The organism is Streptacidiphilus neutrinimicus, from assembly GCF_000787815.1.
GTDB lineage: Bacteria > Actinomycetota > Actinomycetes > Streptomycetales > Streptomycetaceae > Streptacidiphilus > Streptacidiphilus neutrinimicus.
In genome coordinates this window covers 108,029-132,572 of the sequence record NZ_BBPO01000007.1, presented here as the reverse complement: position 1 = coordinate 132,572, position 24,544 = coordinate 108,029, and the positions used below count along the sequence as shown (strand labels likewise).

The 24,544-nt window shown below is 70.9% G+C and carries 19 protein-coding genes and 1 pseudogene; 13 read left to right on the top strand and 7 right to left on the bottom strand.

Annotation, left to right across the window (positions count from 1 at the left end; translation table 11 throughout):
• The 3 genes and pseudogenes from TR48_RS45260 to TR48_RS45255 all read right to left on the bottom strand — a co-directional run.
• Positions 1 to 1,681: Ig domain-containing protein (locus TR48_RS45260; protein WP_063770931.1), on the bottom strand; the 1,681-nt coding region annotated here is incomplete at its 3' end.
• Positions 1,682 to 2,012: 331 nt separating this feature from the next.
• Positions 2,013 to 3,242: an FAD-dependent monooxygenase gene (locus TR48_RS07630; protein WP_042365135.1), complete on the bottom strand. Its 1,230-nt coding sequence runs from the start codon at positions 3,240 to 3,242 to the stop codon at positions 2,013 to 2,015.
• 120 nt (positions 3,243 to 3,362) lie between these two features.
• A pseudogene (locus tag TR48_RS45255) lies at positions 3,363 to 3,851 on the bottom strand (cation:proton antiporter domain-containing protein); the annotation flags it as partial.
• A 55-nt stretch (positions 3,852 to 3,906) separates the two neighbouring features.
• Here TR48_RS45255 and TR48_RS07625 point away from each other — a divergent pair.
• From TR48_RS07625 to TR48_RS07610, 4 genes are all read left to right on the top strand, one after another.
• Complete coding sequence (locus TR48_RS07625; protein WP_042365134.1) at positions 3,907 to 4,176, top strand: UBP-type zinc finger domain-containing protein; 270 nt, start codon at positions 3,907 to 3,909, stop codon at positions 4,174 to 4,176.
• Positions 4,177 to 4,301: 125 nt separating this feature from the next.
• Positions 4,302 to 4,772, top strand: coding sequence for a GNAT family N-acetyltransferase (locus tag TR48_RS07620; protein ID WP_042365133.1), 471 nt, complete (start codon positions 4,302 to 4,304; stop codon positions 4,770 to 4,772).
• A 191-nt stretch (positions 4,773 to 4,963) separates the two neighbouring features.
• Positions 4,964 to 5,377, top strand: a complete 414-nt coding sequence (locus TR48_RS07615) for an ATP-binding protein (RefSeq protein WP_042365208.1) — start codon at positions 4,964 to 4,966, stop codon at positions 5,375 to 5,377.
• 28 nt (positions 5,378 to 5,405) lie between these two features.
• Positions 5,406 to 6,500, top strand: a complete 1,095-nt coding sequence (locus TR48_RS07610; protein ID WP_236652053.1) for an RNA polymerase sigma factor SigF — start codon at positions 5,406 to 5,408, stop codon at positions 6,498 to 6,500.
• A gap of 12 nt (positions 6,501 to 6,512) precedes the next feature.
• On the opposite strand, the gene TR48_RS07605 is transcribed toward TR48_RS07610, so the two are convergent.
• Positions 6,513 to 6,938, bottom strand: coding sequence for a hypothetical protein (locus TR48_RS07605; protein ID WP_052442469.1), 426 nt, complete (start codon positions 6,936 to 6,938; stop codon positions 6,513 to 6,515).
• Positions 6,939 to 7,050: 112 nt separating this feature from the next.
• On the opposite strand from TR48_RS07605, the gene TR48_RS07600 reads away from it, so the two are divergent.
• Positions 7,051 to 8,007 (top strand): diacylglycerol/lipid kinase family protein, encoded by a 957-nt coding sequence (locus TR48_RS07600; protein ID WP_042365132.1) that lies wholly within the window; start codon positions 7,051 to 7,053, stop codon positions 8,005 to 8,007.
• Positions 8,008 to 8,340: 333 nt separating this feature from the next.
• Positions 8,341 to 8,592, top strand: coding sequence for a WhiB family transcriptional regulator (locus TR48_RS07595; RefSeq protein ID WP_030257455.1), 252 nt, complete (start codon positions 8,341 to 8,343; stop codon positions 8,590 to 8,592).
• Positions 8,593 to 9,001: 409 nt separating this feature from the next.
• Here the strand turns inward: TR48_RS07595 and TR48_RS07590 are convergent, their stop codons facing one another.
• From TR48_RS07590 to TR48_RS07580, 3 genes are all read right to left on the bottom strand, one after another.
• Positions 9,002 to 12,964: a Pls/PosA family non-ribosomal peptide synthetase gene (locus TR48_RS07590; protein WP_439654448.1), complete on the bottom strand. Its 3,963-nt coding sequence runs from the start codon at positions 12,962 to 12,964 to the stop codon at positions 9,002 to 9,004.
• Between the two features lie 144 nt (positions 12,965 to 13,108).
• The gene (locus TR48_RS07585; RefSeq protein WP_042365131.1) at positions 13,109 to 14,569 is read right to left on the bottom strand and encodes a sensor histidine kinase; all 1,461 of its coding nucleotides are present in this window, start codon (positions 14,567 to 14,569) and stop codon (positions 13,109 to 13,111) included.
• Positions 14,570 to 14,912: 343 nt separating this feature from the next.
• Positions 14,913 to 16,202 (bottom strand): extracellular solute-binding protein, encoded by a 1,290-nt coding sequence (locus TR48_RS07580; RefSeq protein WP_042365130.1) that lies wholly within the window; start codon positions 16,200 to 16,202, stop codon positions 14,913 to 14,915.
• A gap of 434 nt (positions 16,203 to 16,636) precedes the next feature.
• Here TR48_RS07580 and TR48_RS07575 point away from each other — a divergent pair, with 434 nt between their 5' ends.
• The 7 genes from TR48_RS07575 (at position 16,637) to mctP (ending at position 24,510) form a co-directional block, all read left to right on the top strand.
• Positions 16,637 to 17,962: an extracellular solute-binding protein gene (locus TR48_RS07575; protein ID WP_042365129.1), complete on the top strand. Its 1,326-nt coding sequence runs from the start codon at positions 16,637 to 16,639 to the stop codon at positions 17,960 to 17,962.
• Positions 17,963 to 18,054: 92 nt separating this feature from the next.
• Complete coding sequence (locus tag TR48_RS07570) at positions 18,055 to 19,035, top strand: carbohydrate ABC transporter permease (RefSeq protein ID WP_042365128.1); 981 nt, start codon at positions 18,055 to 18,057, stop codon at positions 19,033 to 19,035.
• The gene (locus TR48_RS07565; RefSeq protein WP_084728970.1) at positions 19,035 to 19,940 is read left to right on the top strand and encodes a carbohydrate ABC transporter permease; all 906 of its coding nucleotides are present in this window, start codon (positions 19,035 to 19,037) and stop codon (positions 19,938 to 19,940) included. Before TR48_RS07570 ends, TR48_RS07565 begins: the two co-directional genes overlap by 1 nt.
• Positions 19,941 to 19,991: 51 nt before the next feature.
• A complete protein-coding gene (locus TR48_RS07560; RefSeq protein WP_042365127.1) occupies positions 19,992 to 21,569 on the top strand; it encodes a glycoside hydrolase family 3 protein in 1,578 nt (525 codons plus the stop codon).
• Between the two features lie 140 nt (positions 21,570 to 21,709).
• On the top strand, positions 21,710 to 22,480 hold the full coding sequence (locus tag TR48_RS07555; protein WP_042365126.1) for a GntR family transcriptional regulator: 771 nt from the start codon (positions 21,710 to 21,712) through the stop codon (positions 22,478 to 22,480).
• 111 nt (positions 22,481 to 22,591) lie between these two features.
• Entirely contained in the window at positions 22,592 to 22,864 is a 273-nt protein-coding gene (locus TR48_RS07550; RefSeq protein ID WP_042365203.1) for a DUF3311 domain-containing protein, read from the top strand.
• On the top strand, positions 22,861 to 24,510 hold the full coding sequence (gene mctP, locus TR48_RS07545) for a monocarboxylate uptake permease MctP (protein ID WP_042365125.1): 1,650 nt from the start codon (positions 22,861 to 22,863) through the stop codon (positions 24,508 to 24,510). Before TR48_RS07550 ends, mctP begins: the two co-directional genes overlap by 4 nt.
• The last annotated feature ends 34 nt before the right edge of the window (positions 24,511 to 24,544 follow it).

Sequence of the window (24,544 nt, the reverse complement as noted above, 5' to 3'; positions counted from 1 at the left end):
TCACCGACTGGGACACGGTGTCGGTGTGGGTGGTGCCGTAGCCGTCGAGCCAGGCGTCGTAGCTGCCCGAGTGGGCCGGCTCCGAGCTGGAGTTGCTGATGACGCCCGAAGACGCGGTCCACGGGGACGCGGTGCCGGTCTCGAAGCCGGGGTTGCCGAGCTTCTGGCCGGTGCTGGTGCAACCGGAGCCGCCGCCCGAGCTGTTCTCGGTCCAGCTGAACGAGGTGTTGCCGGTGGCGCCCGTGGAGTCGGTCGCGGTGACCGTCACCGAGGAGGTGCCCGCGGTGGTCGGGGTGCCGGAGATCAGACCGGTCGAGGAGTTGATCGACAGACCGGCCGGGAGGCCGCTGGCGGAGTAGGTCAGGGTCTGGCCCGAGCCCGAGTCCGAGGCGCTGATCTGCAGCGAGGCGGCGGTGCCGACGGTGCCGGTCTGGGTACCCGGGTTGGTCACCGTGACGGTGTTGGTGGTGCCGCCGCCGTGGGTCAGGATGGTGTGCGAGATGGCGCAGGAGTTGGTGTCGTTCGACCAGCTCGCCTGCTCGGCGAAGGTGCCGGTGCCCATGGTCACGTTCGCGGCGCCGCCGGCGGTGCCGGGCTTCAGCCAGGCGCACTCGTCGGAGTTCTCCTGGCCGTTGTAGGACGAGCCGGAGACGTGGTTGGTCCAACCGCCCGCCGGGTACGTGTCCGACATCATCTCGTGCCACTCGTGGCCGAGGGTCATCGTGTAGCCGTCCAGCTCGCCCGCGGACGCGCCGTTGACGAAGCCGACGCCGCAGTTCTGGCCGGCGTCCATGTTGTACGGCTGGTTGGAGAAGGCGATGTCGCCGTAGGGCGACGAGGCCGCGCCACCGGTGAGGGTGCTGTCGCCGTTGTAGTCGTGCCAGGCGCAGTAACCGGTGTTCGGGTCCTGGTAGTTGTCCGGGTCGGTGCCGTGGGGCGACAGGATCACGTAGTACGCGTAGCGGTTCGACGCGGAGGTCGTGTTGCCGAAGTGGCCGGCCGCCTTGATGGCCTCCTGGGCCAGCTGGTTGCCGGTCGCGTTGGTCGGCTCGGCGCCCGAGTTGTCGTACCAGACGCCGGACAGCACGCCACCGCTCTGGTACGGGACGAAGCTGGCGTTGCTCGGGCAGGAGGTCGCGCCGGACGCGACGTTCGGACCGTCGCACCACTGCGTCAGGTCGGCCGACCAGGTCTCGCCGCCGGTGCCGATGCCCTTGAACATCTCCTGGGCGACCGGTGCCGCACCGTTGACGTCACCGCTGAAGGTGGCGTCACCGCTGCTGTTCGTGCTCTGAGTGCCCCACTGGGTGCCGTAGTAGACCAGGTAGACCTTGACGTGACCGTCCATCACGCCGACGCCGTCGGTGCCGCCTCCGTAGGAGAGGGTCTCCTGGCCGGTCGCCGCCGCCGTGGCCTGGTGCGCGATGCGGTTGCGCTGCTTGGCCTCGTACTGCTTGATGCCCGGGGTCTTGCTGGCGTTGAGCGACGAGCTGAACGGGTTGAACTCGTTGTTGATGGCGGCGTTGGCGCCGACCTCGGCCGCGTTGTGGTGAGCCTGGCCGGAGACCCTGTGACCACCGCTGGAAGCCTGCGCCGGCGCGGCGAGGGCGAGCCCTGCCGCGGCGAGGGACAGTGAGGCTATGCCGGCCAGCGCCGTGCCTCGAAGGCGGGAGTTGCGCATGTGGGGAGTGATCCTCTCTCGTCGCGGACGGGGGGTGGTACTGGGGACGCGTCCGCTTGCCCTGGGAGAACTCGCAGGCCTGTCCAGACCGCCCGGTCAACTCAACGCGCACTGTAAAGAATTGACTGGGTGTCACCACTAGGGGTGGTTGCTGGTCGACCTGGGGCGAAAGCAAACCAGGCTTGACGAATCAAGGTCAATAGCCAATTCACAGGGAGCCGACCCTGATGAGGCCTTCAGATGAACAAACGGCGAGCTCAGCGCGTTCTGACGCGCGTAGCCCGCCGTTCGGTGGTTTCTGTGGCCCCCAGCCGGGGGATTGAGGATTCGTCTACGACTGTGGGACAACCCCCACTGTCGGACGACTCAGGAGCGGAAGACGGTATGCCGGAAGCTCGATCGCCTCGGCCGTCCTGACCGTCAACCGCTCAAAGAACGACTGCATCGTTCGGTGACAGAGCATACGGTACACACGGTTGCGCCGCCTCAACTGCTTCGCCGTGACCGGCGCCAGGAACCGTCCCGCGCCCGCGCCCTGCTTCTGGCACTTCGCCACGTACGGTCGCATTCGCTCCTCGTAGCGGACGAACGCCGTCGCGTGATCGGGCGCCGCCGCCAACTCCCCCGCCAGAACGTACGCGCCCACCACGGCCAACCCGTTGCCCATCCCGCCCGGCGCCGGCGCCCAGGCCGCGTCACCGAGCAGCACCACCCGGCCGTGGGACCAGCGGTCCATGACGATCTGGCTGAGCGAGTCGAAGTAGAAGTCCGGCGCGGTCGCCGCCGAGGGCAGCAACGCCGGGACCTCCCATCCGGCGTCCGCGTACCGCTCCCGGACGATCTCCCGTTGACGGGCGGTGTCCCGGTGGTCGAACGCGAGATCCGGGGCGTGGAACACCATCATCACGCCGTCCTCGCCGAGGAGGTTGGACAGGCCGACCATCCGCCCCGGGTCGTTCCACATCACCCCCCGGTCGCGCAGCCCGAGACCGGCGGGCGCGGTGGTGGAGAACGTCGCGGTGTACCAGCCCGAGTCCCGCCGGAACCGCTCCTCCGGTCCGAAGACCAGCCGCCGGGTCGTGGAGTGGATCCCGTCCGCGCCCACCACCAGGTCGAACTCCCGCGCCGCACCGCGCTCGAACTCGACGGTGACCCCGGCGGCGTGCTCGGTGAGCGCCCGGACTGAGTCGCCGAAGACGTAGCGCGCGACCGGCAGGCTCGCCTCGTAGAGGGTCCGGGCCAGGTCGCCGCGGGTCAGCTCCAGCTCACCGCTCATGAACGAAGCCGGGAGCCGCAGGAGTTCGCGCCCGCTCGGGTCGAGGACGCTCTGCTCGCCCATCCCCGTGTCCAGTCCGCGGAGCGTGTCCAGCACGCCCATCCGCTCCAGCACCGTGCGGTGCACGCGCCCCCGGTAGTCGACCGCGCCGCCGCCCTCCCGGAACGCCTGGGCCCGTTCCACGACGGTGACCTCGTGGCCGCACCACCCCAGCCACAGCGCGAGCGCGGGCCCGGCGATGCTGGCACCGGAGATCAGGATCTTCTTCTTGGGCGTGCTGACCATGGCAGGCTCCTCGTCCGGCGCCACGGGGTGCGGCGCCCACGGGAACGAGCCTCGCCCCGCCCCCTGACCACCCACGCACCGCGCGCGCACCGGCCGCCAGGGGCGCGCGGAACTGCGCTCGCGCAGCCGCTGCAACGGCCACATCAGCACCAGCCCGACCGCCGTCCCGCCCAACGCCGCCGGGGGGAACTCGCCGACGGCGCTGCCGAAGGAGAAGCCCTCGCCGACCGCCGCCGCGACCGCGACGCGGTAGGCGGTGATCGCGGTCGCGTCGTTGACCAGGCTCCCGCCCTGGAGGATCGGGACGAGCTGGGCGGGAGCCCGACCCGGCGGCCTATGGCCGTCGCCGCGACCGCGTCCGGCGGGGCGATCACCGCGCCGAGGCCTCCTGGGCGGAGGTGTAGGCGGAGGTGTAGAGGAGCGGCGGCAGTACCACCGGCAGCACGATCTCCGGGTCGAGCGTGCAGCTCGGGACGCCCGGCACCTCGGAGGCGATCAGGCGTCGGCCACCACGAGCAGCAGCGGCGCGGAGAGACGGTACCTGCGGGCCGCGCCCGCGACCGCGGTGCCCCCGGCGACCAGGAGGAAGAGGGTGCCGGGGCTGCTCATGGACAGAGCGACACAGAGCCACACGGAAAGACGGCCACCCCGTACTCTGGAGGGCATGTCCCCCTCCCGTCCCTGCGCGCACCTCGCGGAGCTGCCCGATCCCGAGCCGGCCGCGGCGACGGACGGCTGCCCGCACTGCGCGGAGCTCGGACAGCGCTCCGTCGCGCTGCGCAGGTGCGCGCACTGCGGCCATGTCGGCTGCTGCGACTCGACGCCGGGCCGCCGGGCCGCGGAGCACCACAAGCGGACCGGCCACGGGGTCATGCGCGGCCACGAGCCCGGCGAGAGCGGGCGCTGGTGCTACGAGGACCGGCGTCTCGTCTGAGCACCGGCTCCCGGGCCGGTTCCCCAGCCGATCCCCCCGGTCCCCCGATCTCCCGCCCCGATCCTCCGGTCGCCCGATCTGCCGCGCCGGTCCGCTCCGTCAGTCCCCTCGCTTAGGCTTCAGACATGATCCGACCCGCCGTCCCCGCCGACGTCCCCGAGATCCACGCGATGGTGCGCGAGCTCGCGGACTACGAGAAGTCGCTCGCCGAGGCGAAGGCCACGGAGCAGCAGTTGCACGACGCGCTGTTCTGCGCGCACCCCGCCGCGTTCGCGCACGTCGCCGAGGACGACACGGGCCGGACGGTCGGGTTCGCGCTCTGGTTCCGGAACTTCTCCACCTGGACGGGGGCCCACGGCGTCTACCTGGAGGACCTCTACGTTCGTCCCGAGTCGCGCGGCGGCGGCCACGGCAAGGCGCTGCTGACGGAGCTGGCCCGGATCTGCGTGGAGCGCGGCTACGGCCGGCTGGAGTGGTCGGTGCTGAACTGGAACGAGCCCTCGATCGCCTTCTACCGGGCCCTGGGCGCGACGCCCATGGACGAGTGGACCGTCTACCGGCTGAGCGGCGCGGCCCTGGCCGAGCTCGGCAGCTGATTTCTCCTGTTTTCGCCACCACCATTGCCACGGTGCGTATATCGAGACCTACTATGAGTCACCAGCAAGCCCGGGGTGGCCGGATGGGCGACACGACGCTCGCGATCGCGGTAGCGTCACCGGTCACGGCACCAATCAGCCATACGGACAGCCACATGCACAGCACGGCACGGAACAGCTCGGAGGTGAGGGTGTCCCAGATCGACGGCGAGCCCGACGCGCAGGACTTCGTCGAGGTCCGACTGCCCGCGGCGGGCGCCTACCTCTCGGTTCTGCGAACCGCGACAGCCGGTCTCGCAGCACGGCTCGACTTCACGCTCGACGAGATCGAGGATCTGCGCATCGCGGTGGACGAGGCCTGCGCGATCCTGCTCCAGCAGGCCGTGCCCGGCTCGGTCCTCAGCTGCCTGTTCAGACTGGTCGGCGACTCGCTCAAGGTGACCGTCTCCGCCCCGACGACGGACGGGCGCGCGCCCGAACGCGACACCTTCGCCTGGACGGTGCTCTCCGCGCTGGCCGGTGAGGTGGAGTCCACCGTCGAACCGGACAAGACGGTGACCATCAGCCTGCACAAGAAGCGCGGGGCCGGCCCCGGCCAGCCGTGACGCGAGGAGACGGGAGCGGGGGATCGCCGTGAGAGACCTCAACCACCGGGCCGGAACGAACCGGGCCCACGTGCCCGCCCAGGCGGACGCCAGCGACCAGAAGCAGACGGAGGAAAGGGTGTTCGCGGACGACCCCGAGCGCGCCGACGCCCACCCGGCCCCCGAGGCCGAGTCGGCGCGGCCCGCCCACGACGGGCCGGCCGACTTCGAGCTCGACGCCGACGGCGCCGAGGACACCGACGTCGTTCTCGAGGTGGACGACGAGGACGACGCGCACGAGGACCACGAGGGCGACGCCGAGGGCGAGAAGCCGGCCGAGCCGTGGGGTCCCGGCGGCGCGCGCACGGCCGCGCCGCAGCGTCACAGCGCGCCGGACCGCGAGGCCGCCCGCGCCCTCTTCGTGCGGCTCGCCCAACTGCCCGACGGTTCCCCGGAGCGGGTGGAACTGCGGAACCAGCTGGTGCGCATGCACATCCCGCTGGTCGAGCACCTGGCCCGCCGCTTCCGCAACCGCGGCGAGCCGCTGGACGACCTGACGCAGGTCGCCACCATCGGCCTGATCAAGTCGGTGGACCGGTTCGACCCGGAGCGCGGTGTCGAGTTCTCCACCTACGCGACCCCGACCATCGTCGGCGAGATCAAGCGCCACTTCCGCGACAAGGGCTGGGCCGTCCGGGTCCCGCGCCGCCTTCAGGAGCTGCGGCTCTCGCTCACCACGGCGACCAGCGAGCTCTCCCAGCGGCACGGCCGCTCGCCGACGGTGCACGAGCTCGCGGAGCACCTCGGCATCTCCGAGGAGGAGGTGCTGGAGGGCCTGGAGTCGGCGAACGCGTACAGCACGCTCTCGCTGGACGTCCCGGACACCGACGACGAGTCGCCCGCGGTCGCGGACACCCTCGGCGCGGAGGACGACGCGCTGGAGGGAGTCGAGTACCGGGAGTCCCTCAAGCCGCTGCTGGCGCAGCTTCCGCAGCGCGAGCAGCGGATCCTGGTGCTGCGGTTCTTCCGCAACATGACGCAGTCGCAGATCGCGGCCGAGGTGGGCATCTCGCAGATGCACGTCTCCCGGCTGCTCGCCCGCACGCTGGCCCAGCTGCGGGAGAAGCTCCTCATCGAGGAGTAGGGGCTCCCGGCCTCACTGACCCGAGGGCCACAGCGCGGCGGTGGTCCTCGGGTGCAGGAGCAGCACGGCTCCGCCGATCCCGACCAGCCCTACGGCGACGCCGAGGGCGACGAACGCCCCGCCGTTCTCGCAGGAGAAGTACGCGACCGCCAGGCAGAGGGTGTCGATCATCACCGCCGGGCTGCGCCCCCACTTCTGCAGCCGCAGCAGCGCGCGCCCCGCGGCGAGCGGGAGCAAGCCCAGGAGGAGCAGCAGCACGCCGGCGAACTCGGCCATGCCGACGCCGGTCTTGGTGGTGGCGACCAGCGGGGCCACCACGACGTAGACGCCGTAGGCGGCGATCACGAGGCCCTGGGCGATGGAGAGCCACGCCCCGGCGGTCAGCGTCCTGGGACGCGCGGGGGCGGCGGCAGCGGGCACGGCGGCATTCACGGTCACAGCTCCAGGCTAGCTTCTGCGCTGTGGATCACCGGCACCACCCGCCCCGGAGCACCGGGCTGCCGCGCCCCTCACGGGGTCCCGGCCGCGCCCCGTAGGTACGCTTACGAGCATGCGTGCGCTCCTGGTCGTCAATCCCAAAGCGACCACCACCAGTGGACGAACCAGAGACGTCCTCGCGCACGCCCTCTCCCACGACCTCAAGTTGGACGTCGTCGCCACCGGCTACCGGGGCCACGCGCGGGATCTCGCGCGGGAGGCGGCGCGCGAGCGCACGCACGACGTCGTGGTCGCCCTGGGCGGCGACGGAACGGTGAACGAGGTCGTCAACGGGCTGCTCCATGACGGCCCCGGCGAACACCTGCCCGCACTGGCGATCGTTCCGGGCGGCAGCACCAACGTCTTCGCCCGCGCGCTCGGTCTGCCGAACGACCCCGTCGAGGCGACCGGTGTGCTGCTCGACGCGCTGGCCCGGCCCGGCGCCCCGCGGCAGCGGTCCATCAGCCTGGGCCGCTCGGGAGGGGAGGGGCTCCCCGACCGCTGGTTCACCTTCACGGCCGGCTTCGGCTTCGACGCCGGCGTCGTGGGCCGCGTGGAGCAGGCGCGGCGCGGCGGGCGCAGATCGACGCACGCCCTGTACGTGGGGCAGGCGTGGCGGCAGTTCTTCGACGAGGGCAGACACCGTCGCCACGGGCCGATCACGTTCAGTAGCGACGGGGCGGACCCGATCCCGGGCCTCGCGGTGTCGATAGTCTCCAACACCTCGCCGTGGACGTATCTCGGCAACCGGCCCGTCTACGCCTCGCCGGAGGCCGGTTTCGACACGAGCCTCGACCTCTTCGGCATGACCCGCATGTCACTCGTTCAGACTCTGCGCACGATCCCGCAGCTGCTGGACTCCACGGGTGCAGGACCGCACGGCAAACACGTGGTCGCCTACCACGATCTCGCGGAATTCACCTTGCATTCGCAGGAACCGCTGCCGTTCCAGGTCGATGGGGACCACCTTGGGGAGCGGAACACCATCAGCTTCACAGGCGTATCTCGGGCACTGCGTGTGATTGTGTGAACGCGAGGGCCATTTGGCCTTGTTCTCGAACGCACGCGCCGCTTCACTCCATCGAAGTACAGGGTGTGACCCAAGCGACACCGACGATTCAAAATTTCCTACCCGAAGGGGGTTGTATCCCGGGTCGAGGTTTGCGAACCTTTACATGGCGATCGGGACGGTCCGTAACGGAGACCGCCTGAGGCGCCCGAATCCACCCGCAACGCCGCGAGCATACGTGCGCCGACTCATGCGTCGGCCCTGTGCCTGCCATCGGGTTCGTGAAAGCGTTCACATTCACAAGCTGCCATTGATGCTGGTGGGACACCCCCGCCTTTAGAGGAGTTGGACAAGATGGACTGGCGCCACCGCGCTGTCTGCCGGGAAGAGGACCCCGAGCTTTTCTTCCCGATCGGCAACACCGGGCCCGCGCTGCTCCAGATCGAGGAGGCGAAGGCCGTGTGCCGTCGCTGCCCGGTCATGGAGAGCTGCCTCCAGTGGGCGCTGGAGACGGGCCAGGACGCCGGTGTCTGGGGTGGCATGAGCGAGGACGAGCGCCGCGCGATGAAGCGCCGTGCCGCCCGCAACCGTGCCCGCACCGCCTGACACACGCCTGACACGCTGAGTCACCGCAACGCCCCGCACGACCCGCACCACCTTCTGATCAACCCTTGATCGAGTGCCCGCCTTCAGCAGAGGGTGAGCACTTTCCAAAGCAATGCACACCTGTGCATTGCTCAACGGCCCCGAGGATTTGATACCGTCGGAGCCGAGGGCAGTCGCTTGTGCCGTGCACGGAGCGCTACTGTCATCACAGAGCCCCTGCTCCGGCCGACTCCCCCCGACGGCCGGAGCAGGCCAGAGGCCCTGCCGAACCTCCCCCCCGTTCGGCAGGGCCTCGCTTCGTCTCCAAAGCTTCGTCCCAAGGCTTCGTCTCCGGGCGCAGCCGAGTCCGGGGACGGGCCGAGCACGAGGAAGCCCCCGACCGCCGCAGCGGTCGGGGGCTTCCGTGTCGCTACGCCCAGCGGCGCACCGGGTTGCCCAGCCAGCGGCTGCCCGCCGGCACCGACTCTCCGCGCATCACCAGCGAGGACGGGCCGACCACGGCCCCCTCCCCCAGCGTCGAGCCCAGCAGCACGATCGAGTGCGGGCCGATGGTCGCCCCGGCCCCCACCTCGATGGCGTCCATGCGCATCAGCCGGTCGTGGAACAGGTGGGTCTGCACCACCACACCGCGGTTGACGGTGGCTCCGTCACCGATGGCGATCAGGTCCGTCTCCGGGAACCAGTGCGACTCGCACCACACGCCGCGGCCGATCCGGGTGCCGAGGCTACGCAGCCACAGGGTGAAGAAGGGCGTGCCGACGAGCGTTCCGCCCAGCCACGGCATCGCCAGCTCCTCGACGAAGGTGTCGAAGAGCTCGTTGCGCCACACGAACGAACTCCACAGCGGCTTCTGCCCCTCGCGGAAGCGCCCCACCAGCAACCACTTTGCCAGCGTGGTGATCAGACATGCCGTCACTCCGAGCACCAGCAGCAGCACGCCCGCCAGGACGGCGGAGACCGTCAGCCCGTCCCAGTCGAAGAGCGCCTGCAGGGCGGTGGCGGCCAGGTCGCCGAGCAGCACGGTGATCAGCACCGGCAGGATGCGGCACAGCTCCACCAGGGCGCGGGCCCAGACGAGTCGGCGCGGCGGGTCGTAGGTGCGGGCGGTGTCGTCGCCGCCCTCGACGACGCGCTGCACGCGCATGCCGGGCCGGCCCAGCCACGAGCTGCCCGGCTCGGAGGCTGGGGGCGCGTCGGAGAGGACGCCGACCAGCGAGTCGTCCGGCAGCGCGCGGCCGGGGCCGACGATGCCGGAGTTGCCCACGAAGGAGCGCTTGCCGACCGACGAGACGCCGAGCCGCATCCAGCCGCCGCGGACGGCGAAGGAGCCGACCATCGTGTCGTCGGCGAGGAACGCGTGGTCGTCGACCCGCATCAGGCCGGGCAGGCCGATCACGGTCGACGCCTCGACCCGGCGGCCGAGCTTCGCGCCCAGCAGCCGCAGCCACAGCGGCGTCATCAGGCTGGCGTAGAAGGGGAAGAGGGTGACCCGGGCCGAGCCCATCAGGTTGTGGACGGCCCAGACGCAGAAGCCGACCTTGCCGTGGGCGGGGTGCAGCCCGGGCTTGATCGGGACGGAGAACAGCCGGACCGTCACCACGACGGCCAGCGCGTAGAGGACCGTGGTCACCAGGGCCAGCGGGACCGAGGCCACGACTATCCGGTCGAAGACGCCGAGATAGGAGGGGTCCTTGCCGATCATCAGCCAGAGCGCCACGCCGGCCGGCAGGGCCGAGAGCAACGGCAGCAGCTGGAAGCCAGGCAGCGCGACCGCGAACGCGAGGTCCCACAGGCGGGAGCGGCGGTGCGCGGGCTCGGGCCACACCTCCTGCTCCGGCACCGGCCGCTCGTCCGCGACGGCCGGACTGCCGTGGACGCGGGCGCGGGCCGGGACACGGCCGAGCACGCAGCTGCCGGGCAGCACCTCGGCGTCGTAGCCGATCTCGGCGCCGGGCATCAGCATGGTCCGGGTGCCGACGCGGGCGCCCTTGCCGATCCGGATCGTGCCCAGGTGCAGCAGGTCGCCGTCGAGCCACCAGCCGGCCGTGTCGACCTCGGTCTCCACCGCGCAGCCGTCGCCGTAGACGGCCATGCCGGTGACCGGCGGCATGCTGTGGAGCTCGACGTCGCGGCCGACGCGGCAGCCGAGCAGGCGCGCGTAGCGGCGGGCGAGCGGGGTGCCGATGACGGCGGCTACGTTGAACATGCCGACGAGCCGCTCGGCGGTCCACAGCCGCAGGTGGGCCCAGCCGCCGCGGCGGTAGCTGCCCGGCTTCAGACCCGCCGTCAGCAGGCGGGCGCCGAGCGCGCCGATGAGGCTGCGGCCGAAGGCGCTGGACAGCAGCACCCAGCCGCCCGCGATCAGGGTCCAGGAGGTGTGCGGGGCCCACGGCAGCGGCCCGATGACGTTGTCGACCGCGGCGAGCGCCAGCACCCAGCGCAGGCCGGTCAGGGTGTAGAGGACGGCGAGCACCAGCGCCTGGTACAGGCCCACGTAGCGCGGCACCGGCCGGACCTCGCGGACCTTTTCCTCCTCGACCGCCCCGCCGTCGAGGTGGTCGGCGAGCGACTGCAGCCGGGGCTGCTGGTAGAGGTCGGCCACCGAGGCGCCGGGGAAGCGCTGCCGCAGCAGCGAGACGAGCTTGGCGGCGGCGAGGCTGGTGCCGCCGAGGGCGAAGAAGTCGCTCTCCGGTCCCACCGGCACGCCGAGCACGGCCTGCCACTGCTCGCCCAGCCACGCGGCGGTGCCGTGCAGCGGTCCGCCGGCGTCCGTCCCGGCGTCCGCGCCGACGCCCGGGAGCGGCCAGGGCAGCGCCTTGCGGTCGACCTTGCCGGAGGTGCGCGTCGGCAGCTCCGCCACGACGGCCAGCACCGGCACCAGGGCCTGCGGCAGCCGGTCGAGCAGCAGGGTGCGCAGCGCCGCCAGCTCGGGCTCCTGGCCGCCGTCGGGGACGAGGTAGCCGACCAGCACCTGGCCGCCCGCCGGGGTCTCCTTGACCGCGGCGGCCGCGGCGCGGACGCCCGGCAGCGCCTGCAGCGCGGCGTCGACCTCGCCGAGCTCGATCCGGCGGCCGCCGAGCTTGACCTGCTCGTCGGCGCGGCCCATGAAGACCAGGCCCTGCGGGTCGGCGCGGACCAGGTCGCCGCTGCGGTAGACGCGCTCGCGGCGCCCGTGCCAGGGCTGGGCGCCGAACTTCTCGGCGTCCTTGGCGGGGTCGAGGTAGCGGGCGGTGCCGACGCCGCCGATGACGAGCTCGCCGACCTCGCCCCAGGCGACAGGCCGGTTGTCGGCTCCGACGACGGCCAGCTCCCAGCCGTCGAGCGGCGCGCCGATGCGCACCGGCTCGCCCGCGCGCATCAGCGAGGCGCAGGCGACGACGGTGGCCTCGGTGGGTCCGTAGGTGTTCCAGAACTCGCGGCCGGAGACGGCCAGGCGCTCGACGAGCTCGGGCGGGCAGGCCTCGCCGCCGACGATCAGCAGCCGGACCTGGTCCAGCGCCTCCTCGGGCCAGAGCGCGACCAGGGTGGGCACGGTGGAGACGACGGTGATACCGCGCTCGACCAGCCAAGGGCCGAGGTCGGTGCCGGCCTTGACCAGCGAGCGCGGCGCGGGCACCAGGCACGCGCCGTGGCGCCAGGCCAGCCACATCTCTTCGCAGGAGGCGTCGAAGGCCACAGAGAGGCCGGCCAGCACCCGGTCGCCGGGGCCGAGCGGCGCCTGGCGCAGGAACAGCCGGGCCTCGGCGTCGACGAAGGCGGCGGCGCTGCGGTGGGTGACGGCCACGCCCTTGGGCCGGCCGGTGGTGCCGGAGGTGAAGATGATCCAGGCGTCGTCGGTGACGCGTGCCGCGCCGGGCTCCCCGCCGGTGGGGCTGGGTCCGGCGACGACGGACAGACCTGCGCCGACGATGGCGCAGACCCCGGCGTCGGTCCAGATCATCTCGGCGCGCTCGTCCGGGTCGTCCACGTCCACGGGGACGTAGGCCGCGCCGGCGCGCAGCACACCGAGGATGCCGAGGTAGAGCTCGGGGGTGCCGCTGGGCACGCGGACGCCGACGCGGTCGCCGGGTCCGATGCCGTAGTCCGCCAGCTCGGCCGCGAGGTTGCCCACGGCGTGGAGCAACTGCCGGTAGGAGAGGACGGCGGTACCGGTGTCGAGGGCCGGGGCGTCGGGGTGACGCCAGGCGGTCTCGTCGAGGATGTCCAGCAGCGTGCGGGCCGGAGCCGGGTCGGCCGTCGGCCAGACCGCTCCGCCGGACCAGTCCGGTCCGGCGGTCCGGGTCGCGCCGGGCTGCTGCCACGCCGGAGCCGTAATGACTCCCCCGCCTGAGACGGTGGGGTGGGTGGGCGCGATGAAGTTCTCTTGATCCACTTGGGTTTTCTCGCCGGGCGTCGGGTAGGGGTGGTCCTGCTCGGCGCCATGAGCTGCGCTTGTGGCGTCCGGGACTGAAGACGAGCCAGCATCCCTTGGGGTTGTCGCCCTTCGGGTGTGTAACTGGTAAAAACAGACCTACAGTCAGCCAAACGGGATTTCGAGGACGACCTCGGTTCCGCCGTGCGGCGCGGGCCTCATGTCGAAGCTCCCGCCCAACTCCCCTGCGGCCAGGGTACGGACGATCTGGAGGCCCAGGTTTCCCGCGGTCTGCGGGTCGAAGCCCTCGGGCAGTCCGGAGCCGTCGTCGGTGACCGTGATGTGCAGCACACCGTCCTCCCTGCGGGCCGCCACCCGGACCACCCCGCCGCTCTTCGGGCCGTAGGCGTGCTCGAGCGCGTTCTGCAGGATCTCCGTGAGGATCATGGACAGCGGCGTCGCCACCTCCGCGGAGAGGATCCCGAAGCTGCCGTCGCGGCGCGCGGTCACCCGGCCGTCCGGTGAGAGCTCCATCACCATGGCCAGCACCCGGTCGGCGATCTCGTCGAAGGCGACCCGCTCGTCCAGGGCCATCGACAGCGTCTCGTGCACGATCGCGATCGAGCCGACGCGGCGCACCGCCTCGTCGAGGGCGGCGCGCGCGGGGTCCGAGTCCATCCGGCGGGACTGGAGGCGCAGCAGCGCGGCGACGGTCTGCAGGTTGTTCTTGACCCGGTGGTGGATCTCGCGGATCGTGGCGTCCTTGGTCATCAGCTCGCGCTCGCGGCGGCGCAGCTCGGTGACGTCGCGCAGCAGCACCAGCGAGCCGATGGTCTCGCCCTTGGGCTTGAGCGGGATGGTGCGCAGCTGGACCACGGCCTCGGGGTGCTCGATCTCGGTCTGCCGCGGCGCCCAGCCGCTGGCCAGTTTGACCAGCGCCTCGTCGACCGGGCCGCGGGTGGGCGGGATCAGGTCGGCGGTGGTCTTGCCGAGGTTCAGTCCGACCAGGTCGGAGTTGAGGCCGAGCCGATGGTAGGCGGAGAGCGCGTTGGGGCTGGCGTAGGTGACGACGCCGTCGGCGTCGAGCCGGATCAGGCCGTCGCCGGCGCGCGGCGAGGCGTCCATGTCCACCTGCTCCCCCGGGAAGGGGAAGGTGCCGTTGGCGATCATCTGGGCCAGGTCGGAGGCGCTCTGCAGGTAGGTGAGCTCCAGCCGGCTGGGGGTGCGCACGGTCAGCAGGTTGGTGTTGCGGGCGATCACTCCGAGGATGCGTCCCTCCCGGCGCACCGGGATCGACTCCACCCGAACGGGTACGTCCTCGCGCCACTCGGGGTCACCCTCCCGGACGATCCTGCCCTCGTCGAGCGCCATGTCCAGCAGCGGTCTGCGGCCGCGCGGCACGAGGTGGCCGACCATGTCGTCCTGGTAGGAGGTCGGGCCGGTGTTGGGTCGCATCTGGGCGAGGGAGACGTAGCGGGTGCCGTCCCGGGTCGGGACCCAGAGCACGAGGTCGGCGAAGGACAGGTCCGACAGCAGCTGCCATTCGGAGATGAGCAGGTGGATCCACTCCACGTCGGCGGGTTCCAGCGAGGTGTGGTGGCGCACCAGCTCGTTCAGGGAAGGCATGGCCCGAGGGTAACCGTCCGGCGCCCGCCGGACGGGATCGGGCGTTTTCGGGCGCTCCCGGATTCCCGGGATTGGCGCACCCACTGGTCTGGACAACCAAGAATGGTCTAGTCCACAATCGAGGCAGCACCAAGGAGCGACCGCCTCGCGCATCTGCCCTGACCGCGCGGCCACCGCTCCTCACCGTCGGTCGATCCGCCGCCGCACCCCGGGCCCGCACACCCGTGAGCGCCACCGGCGAACTCCTCCTCCGACGAGGCCGAAGGCCGCGGTGTCGGCGCGGGTTGAGGGTCCCGCCTCCGGCGCTCGCGGCCTTTCGCCGCTCCCCGCCGCCGCTGCGCGGTCAGTTCCAGCTGAGCCGGTCGGTCATCTCGCGGTCGGCGGCCTGGGCGGCGGCGTCCGGATCCTTGCCCTCGAGGAACGGGGTGAGGAAGAGGGTGGTCACCGGGTTCGGGGCCGTCTCCACGTTGCCCCAGGTGGGCAGCAGCGGCGTGTAGCCCGCGTACGGGACGGACTTCGCCGCCGCCTGGGCGTAGGGGTTGCCCGTCAGTGCGCCGTACAGACTGGCGCGGTTCGGCAGGAAGCCGGAGTCCTTGGCCATCAGCGCCTCGTTCGCGTCGTCCAGGGCGATCCTCAGGAAGCCGACCGCGAGATCCTTGTTCGCGCTGTTCTGCGAGACCGTCAGGTTCGAGCCGCCGAGAAAGGTCTTGGCCGGCTGGCCCGCGGTAGCACCGGGGACGGGGAACCAGCCGATCTGGCCGTTCAGCGCGGGGTTGGCCGCGACGACCTGCGCGCCCTCGTAGCCCATGGCGATCATGCAGCCGACGTCGCCCTTGGCGAAGTCCTTCGCCTGGTTCGCCTCGTTGCCGTCCATCGGGGCGCTCCCGAAGGCCTGCAGCTTCTTGAAGAGCGCCGCGGCCCTCAGGGCCGCCGGGCTGTCCAGGTCGCCCTGCCAGGCGCCGTCGGACTCCTTGACGATCTGCGCGCCCTCGTCCTGCAGGAATCCGTCGAAGGCGTACCAGTTCTGACCCGGCAGCCACAGGGCGGAGGAGACGCCGCTGGTGTCCCGCAGCCGGGCGAGGTCGTCCTGCCACTCCTGCATGGTCTGCGGAGGGGCGCCGAGGCCGGCCTTCTTCCAGAGCAGCTTGTTGTACATCACCACGCGGTTGCCCGCGTACCACGGCGCGGCGTACTGCTTGCCCCGGAACAGGGTCGAGGCGTTCATCGACTTCGTCCAGCCCTGGCCGCCGAGCTCGGTGAGATAGGGCGTGAGCTGGAGCAACCCGCCGTTGGCGGCGTAGTAGGGGGTCTGCGTGTTGCCGATGTCGATCACGTCCGGCGGGTTCACCTGGGCGAGCGCGTCGGTCACCTTCTGCTGGACGCCGGCCCAGTCCTGCACCTCGAAGTCGATCTTCGCACCGGGGTAGCTGCGCCCGAACTCGCGCCGGACGGAGGTCATCCAGGCCTGCTGGTCGTCCCCCTGCATCAGCCAGACCACCAGGGTCCTGCCGTTCCAGCTGGTGGGCGAGGGGCTGCCGTGCCCGCCGGGCCCCGCGCCGACGAGGCCGCAGGCGCTCAGGCCGCACGCAGCAAGGCTCGAAAAGATCCCGGCAACGACGCCACGACGTCTCATGTTCGCACCACTCTCCCCAATGGTCTCGACCAATTGCGGGAGTCTCACGGTGCCCGGAAGCGGCCGTCAAGGGCGGCGCATAGATCTGACCTGACCCGTTATCAGACCGTCACCCGGCGGTCAGCTCGTCCATGAAAGTCCGGATTGAGCTGATTTCCCGGAAGGGAATGGTCCAGTCCTGACATGGCCGCGCACGGCCGGACCCACCCCATGTCAAGCATTGATAACGGCTTGGAAGTGCTCCACCGAGAGGCCTTGACGGTCCTCATTGGTCCATGCCAATCTCCGTTCACTGGTCTACACCAATCGGGTAGCTGCGTCGGAGCGTTGGGCGCTAGCGCCTCCACCCGCACCCCCACTTCCGGCACGGTCACGCATCGGAACTCCTCCGAGATCAGCCGGTGCCACTCTCGCTTCTCCCTCAGGAGGAAGTTTTGAAGCGCAAGATCGCTGCAGCCGCCGCACTGGCGACCGTCCTCTCCGTGGCCGCCTGTTCCTCTTCGTCGTCGACCACCGGCTCCTCCCAGGGCGCCCTCTCCACGGACGGCAAGGGCAAGACGATCACCGTCTGGATCATGCAGGACGCCCAGAAGGGCTGGCCGGACGTGGTCAACGCGGCGGTCAAGCAGTTCCAGGACGAGACCGGCGCCAAGGTCAACATAGAGTGGCAGAACTGGCCGAACTACAGCACCAAGCTGGACACGGCCCTGCTCTCCGGCAACGCGCCCGACGCGCTGGAGCTCGGCAACACCCAGACCGCCAAGTACATCGCGGCCGGCTCCTTCGTCGACCTGACCTCGGTCAAGGACAAGTTCGACAACTCCTCGTCCTGGCTGGACTCCCTGGCCGCCTCCGGCGAGAGCGGCGACGGCACCAAGACCTACGCCGTCCCGTACTACGCCGGCTCCCGCGTGCTGATCTACCGCAAGGACCTGTTCGCCGCGGCCGGCGTCACCACGGCGCCCACCACGCTGGACGAGCTCAAGGCCGACCTGGACAAGGTGAAGGCCAAGAACGCCTCCAACCCGAACTTCTCCGCGCTCTACCTGCCGGGCAAGGACTGGTACACCGCGGTCTCCTTCGGCGCGGCCCAGTACGGCACCGCCGGCGTCATCGCCAAGAGCTCCGGCGGCAAGTGGACCGGCACGCTGACCGACCCGAACTTCGTCAAGGGCATCCAGACCTGGGCCGACCTGCAGAAGAACTACTCGGTCGGCGGCGCCACCACCGACGAGAACAACCAGGACGCGCTGATGGCCAAGGGCAACATCGCCGCCATCGTGGGCAACGGCTGGGAGGCCGGCTCCGTGGCCGCCCCGGCCGCGCAGGGCGGCAACCCGGCCCTGGCCAACGTCCTCGGCGAGGTCCCGCTCCCGGGCGACACCGCGGGCACCCCGACCCCGGCCTTCCTCGGCGGCTCCGACCTGGCCGTCCCGACCCACGCCGCCAACCCGGGCCTGGGCGCGGAGTTCCTGCGCATCTTCACCGACACCGCGCAGCAGACGGCGCTGGCCAAGTTCGCCATCCCGAACAACAAGACCCTGGTCCCGGCCTACGAGGCCGCGTCCCCCGCCAACAAGGCGACCGGTGAGGCCGCCATGGGCAAGACCTGGTTCATCCCGAACAGCCCCTACTGGAGCCAGGCCTCCGACGAGGTCGCGCTGCAGAACGCGCTGAGCGACATCGCCACCGGCAAGGACGCGACCAGCGAGCTCACCACCGCGCAGACGACCATCCTCGCCGACCTGAACGCGGGCTGATCGACCGGATCACGGATCTCGCACGGAGCGGGCAACCGGTGCGCTTTCGCCGGTTGCCCGCTCCGCCGGGGCGGGTGAGGAAGGACCTCAAGATGAGTGTGATGGAAAGCGACCGTGTGCCGACGGCCGCGAACGAGCCGAAGGCGCCGCCTGCGGTACGCAGGGGCGTGCGCATCCGTGGGAACTACCTCCCCTATGTGCTGATCGCCCCCGCCGTGGTGGTCCTGGTCGGCGTGCTGGCCTACCCGCTGGTGGACCTGTTCCTTCTGGCCTTCCAGAACGTGAACGACTACCTCCACCTGTCGGCACCCTCGCTGGTGAGGTTCATCGGCTTCGACGGCTTCACCAAGGTGCTCTCCAGCACCGAGTTCTGGCAGTCGACCGAGCGGACCGTGCTGTTCACGCTGGAGGTCGTCACCGCCTCCGTCGTGCTCGCCCTCCTCTTCGGTCTGCTGCTGCAGCGGGTCTCCAGCTGGGCCAAGGTCACCGTCGTCACCGCGCTGATGTTCGTCTGGGCCATCCCGCAGATCGTCACCGGCACCGTCTTCCGCTGGTTGTTCGCCAACACCGGCGGCGTCGCCGACTACGTCCTGTACCGGGTGACCGGAGACAAGGGCTGGCGGACGCACGACTGGTTCGCCGACTCGAACCAGGGCCTCTACGTCGTCGTCGCGCTGGCGGTGCTCTGGGGCGCGCTGCCGTTCCTGGTCATCGGCATCAACGCGGCGCTGACGCAGGTGCCCAAGGAGCTCGTCGAGGCGTCCAAGCTCGACGGGGCCAACGGCTGGCAGACCTTCCGGCACGTGGTGCTGCCGGTGATCAAGCCCTTCCTGGTGCTGTGCACCGCCCTCAGCTTCATCTGGGACTTCCAGGTCTTCGCGCAGATCTGGTCGCTGCGCCAGAACTCGCCGGAGGAGGGCTACCGCGTCCTCGGCATCTACCTCTACCAGGAGGGCCTGGGCAGTTCGCACTACAGCACCAGCGCCGTGATCTCGATCCTGATGATCCTGCTCATGCTGGCGGTCCTGGTCTTCTACATCCGCCAGGTCATCAAGATCGGAGAGCAGGACTGATGGCACTCAGCATCAAGCCCGGCCGCGTCCGGCCCTCCGGCGTCCGGCGCAGCCACGAGAACGAGGTCGTCGGCCGCAGGCGCTGGGCGACGCCGATCTGGAACACCGTCGCCGTCGTCTTCGCCGTGGTGATGTTCTTCCCGATCTACTGGATGATCATCACTCCGATCAAGACCGGCAAGGACCTGCTCAGCGTCGACCCGACGTTCTGGCCCACCGGCTTCAGCACCGCCAGCTTCAAGACGGTCTTCACCGACCCGAACTTCCTGCCCGACATGCGCAACGTCGCGATCATCACCGTCGGCGCGGTCGTCATGGGCCTGGCGGTGGGCTTCCTCGGCGCGGTCGCGGTCGCCCGGTTCCGGTTCACCGGGCGCAACTTCTTCATCGCGGCCATGCTGGTGGTGCAGATGGTCCCGCTGCTCTCGCTGGTCATCCCGATGTTCTTCATCCTGAAGAACATCGGCCTGTACGACCAGGGCTTCGGCGTCATCCTGGCCTACCTGGTCTTCACCATCCCCTACGTGGTGTGGACGCTGCGTTCCTTCATCGTCAACATCCCGAAGGAGCTCGACGAGGCCGCCCTGGTCGACGGCTGCACCCGCTGGGGCGCCTTCGTCCGGGTCATCCTGCCGCTGACCGTCCCCGGCCTGATCACCACCGGCGTCTTCTGCTGGATCCAGGCGTGGAACGAGTTCGTCATCGCCAACATCCTGCTGTCCAGCAACGACCAGCAGACCGCGATGGTGTGGCTGACCGGATTCTCCTCCACACCGACCCACGGCGCCGACTACGGCTCGCAGATGGCCGGCGCGCTGATGGTCTCCCTGCCGGTGATCATCCTGTTCGTCATCTTCCAGCGTCGCGTCGCCTCCGGCCTGACCGCCGGCGCGGTCAAGGGCTGACGCTTCGAGAACCCGCCAGGGACGCTTCAAGACCCCGTGAGGGAAGGAACCATGACCAACCCCGGCCCGGACACCGTCCAACTGCTCGCAGACGCCGGCGCGGTGCTCCAGCCAGGCTTCTCCGGTCTGACAGCTCCCGAGTGGGTGCGCCGGCACCTCGACTCGGGCGAGCTGGGCGGCGTGGCGCTCTTCGGACGCAACATCGCCGACCCGGCCCAGGTCGCCGCGCTCACCTCCTCGCTCTACGCGCTCAACCCCGACGTGCTGATCGCGACGGACGAGGAGGGCGGCGACGTCACCCGGCTGGAGGCCGTCACCGGCTCCTCCTACCCCGGCAACCTGGCGCTCGGCGCCGTGGACGACGTCACGCTCACCGAGGAGGTCGCCCGCTCCATCGGCTTCGACCTCGCGGCCGCCGGCATCAACCTCAACTACGCGCCGGACGCGGACGTCAACACCAACCCGGACAACCCCGTCATCGGCGTCCGCTCCTTCGGCGGCGACGGCGAGTTGGCCGCCCGGCACACCGCCGCGTACGTGCGCGGCGTCCAGTCGGCCGGGGTGGCCGCCTGCGCCAAGCACTTCCCCGGCCACGGCGACACCGCCGCCGACTCGCACCTGGGTCTGCCCCGGATCGACCTGACCGCCGACGGCTTCGACGAGCACCTGGTCCCGTTCAAGGCCGCGGTCGCCGCGGGCGTGAAGGGGATCATGACCGCGCACATCCTCTTCCCGGCCTACGACCCCGACCTGCCGGCCACCATGTCCCGGGCCATCCTGCACGACCTGCTCCGCGACGAGCTCGGCTACCAGGGGCTGATCGTCACCGACGGCATCGAGATGGGCGCCATCTCCGGCACGCACGGCATCGCCGAGGGAACCGTCAAGGCCATCGCGGTCGGCGCGGACACCATCTGCGTCGGCGGCGGACTGGAGGACGAGGCCACCTTCCTCTACCTGCGCGACGCGCTGCTCTGGGCGGTCCGCGAGGGCCGGCTGCCGGAGGAGCGGCTGCACCAGGCCGCCGAGCGCAACCGCGCCGTCGCCCGCTGGTCGGCGCGGCTGCGCAGCGAGACGAAGGAGGCGGCGGTGCCCGGCATCGGCCTCACGGCGGCACGGCGTGCGCTGCGCGTGCACGGGGCGCTCACCCCGCTGCACGGTGTGCCGCACGTGGTCGAGTTCTCCCCCGCCGCCAACTTCGCCGTCGGCTCGGAGACCCCCTGGGGCCTGGCCGGACCGCTGGGCGAATTCCTGCCCGGCACCACCACCGCGCGCGTCGGCGCTCCGGCCGCCCGGCTGGAGACCGCCGGGCTGATCCGCACCGCGGTCGACGCGGCCGAGGGGCGGGTCGACACCGATCCGCTGCTGGGCGCGGCCGTCGGGCGTCCGCTCGTGATCGTCGTGCGCGACCTGCACCGTCACCCGTGGATGCAGCGGGCGACGCTGGAGCTGACGGCCGCCCGGCCGGACGCCGTCGTCGTCGAGATCGGCACCGCCTACGGGGTGGACTCGGTGCTGGCCGACCGCGGCGTCACCACCCTGACCACCTTCGGCGGCGCCCGCGTCTGCGGCGTCGCGGCGGCAGAGGCGCTGGCGGGCCCGGGGGCGCAGGTCGCCCGGATCGCCTGACCGGTCGGCGTCCGGCCTGCCAGTAGTCTCGGCGGTGCTTGCCGGTCAGCGCCGACGTGCCACCATTGGTCCCGCAGCAGCGTGCCGACGACGGCCCTGGCGACCAGGCGAGGACCCCACCGAAAGGAACGAGAACCCGCATGACGACGGATGGGGGCGTGGGCGTGGAAGCGCCCCAGACGCAGGAGAACGGCGGCACGGCCCGCGTCCCGAAGTACTACCGCCTCAAGCGCCATCTGCTGCAGATCACCCAGACGCAGGCGCCCGGCACGCCGGTCCCGCCGGAGCGCACACTCGCGCTCGAGTTCGAGACCTCCCGCACCACCGTGCGGCAGGCCCTGCAGGAGCTGGTGGTCGAGGGGCGGCTGGAGCGGATCCAGGGCAAGGGCACCTTCGTCGCCAAGCCCAAGGTCTCCCAGGCGCTCCAGCTCACCTCCTACACCGAGGACATGCGCGCCCAGGGCCTGGAGCCCACCTCCCGCCTGCTGGAGGTGGGCTACATCACCGCCGACGACCGGCTCGCCGAACTGCTGGACATCCGCCCCGGCGGCCGGGTGCTGCGGGTGGAGCGTCTGCGCCTGGCCAACGGCGACCCGATGGCCATCGAGACCGCGCACCTGAGCGCCAAGCGCTTCCCGGCGCTGCGCCGCAACCTGGTCAAGTACAACTCGCTGTACACCGCGCTCTCCGAGGTCTACAGCGTGCACGTGGCCGAGGCCGAGGAGACCATCGAGACCTCGCTGGCCACCCCGCGCGAGGCCGGCGTGCTCGGCACCGACGTCGGCCTGCCCATGCTGCTGCTCTCGCGCCACTCCTTCGACGAGGGCGGCGAGCCCGTCGAGTGGGTCCGCTCCGTCTACCGCGGCGACCGCTACAAGTTCACCACCCGCCTGCGCCGCCCGGAGGCGTGAGTCCGCGGGTCGTCTCCGCGCGACCCCGTGACGTGAGCGCGACGAGGGTCTAGATTCCCCTGTGACAGTTGATCAACTAACCGTCAACGACTCATGGGGGAGCCGTCGTTCATGTCCCAGCCAACGGAAGCCAAGCTCCCGCTGGTCACGCCCGTACGCGTGGTCTGCGCGGTACTCCTGGTCGCGCCCTTCGTCGCCCTGCTGTGGGTCGACTCCTATGCGACCGACAAGCCCGCCTTCGTCGGGATCCCGTTCTTCTACTGGTACCAGCTGCTCTGGGTGATCCTTTCCGCGCTGATGACGGGGCTCGCCTACGTCCTGTTCACCCGCGAGGAGCGGCAGCGCAGGGCGCGGCGCCTCGCCCGTGGGGGTGAGCAGGCGTGAAGACCGACTGGACGGCGCTGTCCGTCTTCATCCTCTTCTTCCTGCTGGTCACCGTGATCGGCTTCGTCGCCGCCCGCTGGCGCCGGGCGACCGACGCGCAGCACCTGGACGAGTGGGGCCTCGGCGGCCGCTCCTTCGGCACCGTGATCAGCTGGTTCCTGCTCGGCGGCGACCTGTACACCGCCTACACCTTCATCGCCGTCCCGGCGCTGATCTACGGCGTGGGCGCGCAGGGCTTCTACGCGGTGCCCTACACGATCATCGCCTGGCCGCTCGTCTTCCTCTTCCTGCCCCGGCTCTGGTCCGTGGCCCGCCGCAAGGGCTACGTCACCCTCGCCGACTTCGCCCGCGGCCGCTACGGCAGCAAGAGCGTCGCGGTGGCTGTCGCGCTGACCGGCATCCTCGCGACCATGCCCTACATCGCGCTGCAACTCGTGGGCATCCAGGCGGTGCTGGACACCCTCCACGTCGGCGGCAGCAGCAGCTTCGGCAAGGACCTGCCGCTGCTGATCGCCTTCGCGGTGCTCGCGGCCTACACCTACAGCTCCGGCCTCCGCGCGCCCGCGCTGATCGCCTTCGTCAAGGACACGCTGGTCTACGTCGTCGTCCTGGTCGCGATCATCTACATCCCGATCCGGCTCGGCGGCTACGGCCACATCTTCCACGACGCGGCCACGGCCATGGCCAGGACCAACCCCGCCACCGGCAAGCCGCGGGGCTCGATGATCCCCGGCGCGCAGGCGCAGTGGGCCTACGCCACCCTCGCGCTCGGCTCGGCGATGGCGCTGTTCATGTACCCGCACTCGGCGACCGGCGTGATGGCGGCCAAGGACCGGCTCACCGTGCGGCGCAACCTCGCGGTCATGCCGGCCTACTCGCTGATGCTGGGACTGCTCTCGCTGCTGGGCTTCATGGCGATCTCGGCCGGCGTCGGCAAGGGCGTCAAGGGCTACAACTCGCAGCTGGCCATCCCGCAGCTGTTCCAGCAGATGTTCCCGAGCTGGTTCGCGGGCGTCGCCTTCGCCGCGATCGGCATCGGCGCGCTGGTCCCCGCCGCGATCATGTCGATCGCCGCGGCCAACCTGTTCACCCGGAACATCTACAAGGACCTGCTGAAGCCGGACGCCACCCCGGCCGAGGAGACCAAGGTGGCCAAGCTGGTCTCCCTGGTGGTCAAGCTCGGGGCGCTCGGCTTCGTGCTCGGCATCGACAAGCAGTTCTCGATCAACCTCCAGCTGCTCGGCGGGATCTGGATCCTGCAGACCTTCCCGGCGATCGTCGGCGGCCTGTTCGTGCGGTGGTTCCACCGCTGGGCGCTGCTGGCCGGCTGGGCGGCCGGCATGACGTACGGAACCTGGAAGGCCTACGGTGTCGCCGCGGCCGGCAAGCCCGGCACGCACTTCGGCGGCAGCTCGGCGAACATCCCGGTGATCGGCCAGATCGGCTACATCGGCGTCACCGCGCTGGTGCTCAACATCGCCGTCGCGGTCGTGCTCACCCTGGTCCTGAAGGCCGTGAAGGCCCCCGAGGGCGTCGACGAGACCGTCGCCGCCGACTACGTCGCCGACGTGGCGGACACGCCGGCCGGCAGCGACACGGAGGGACCGGAGCACGGCAGGGACGTGATCGCCCCCGTCACCACCTGATGCGCCCTTAGAACGGGCCGCCCGCTCCCGCACA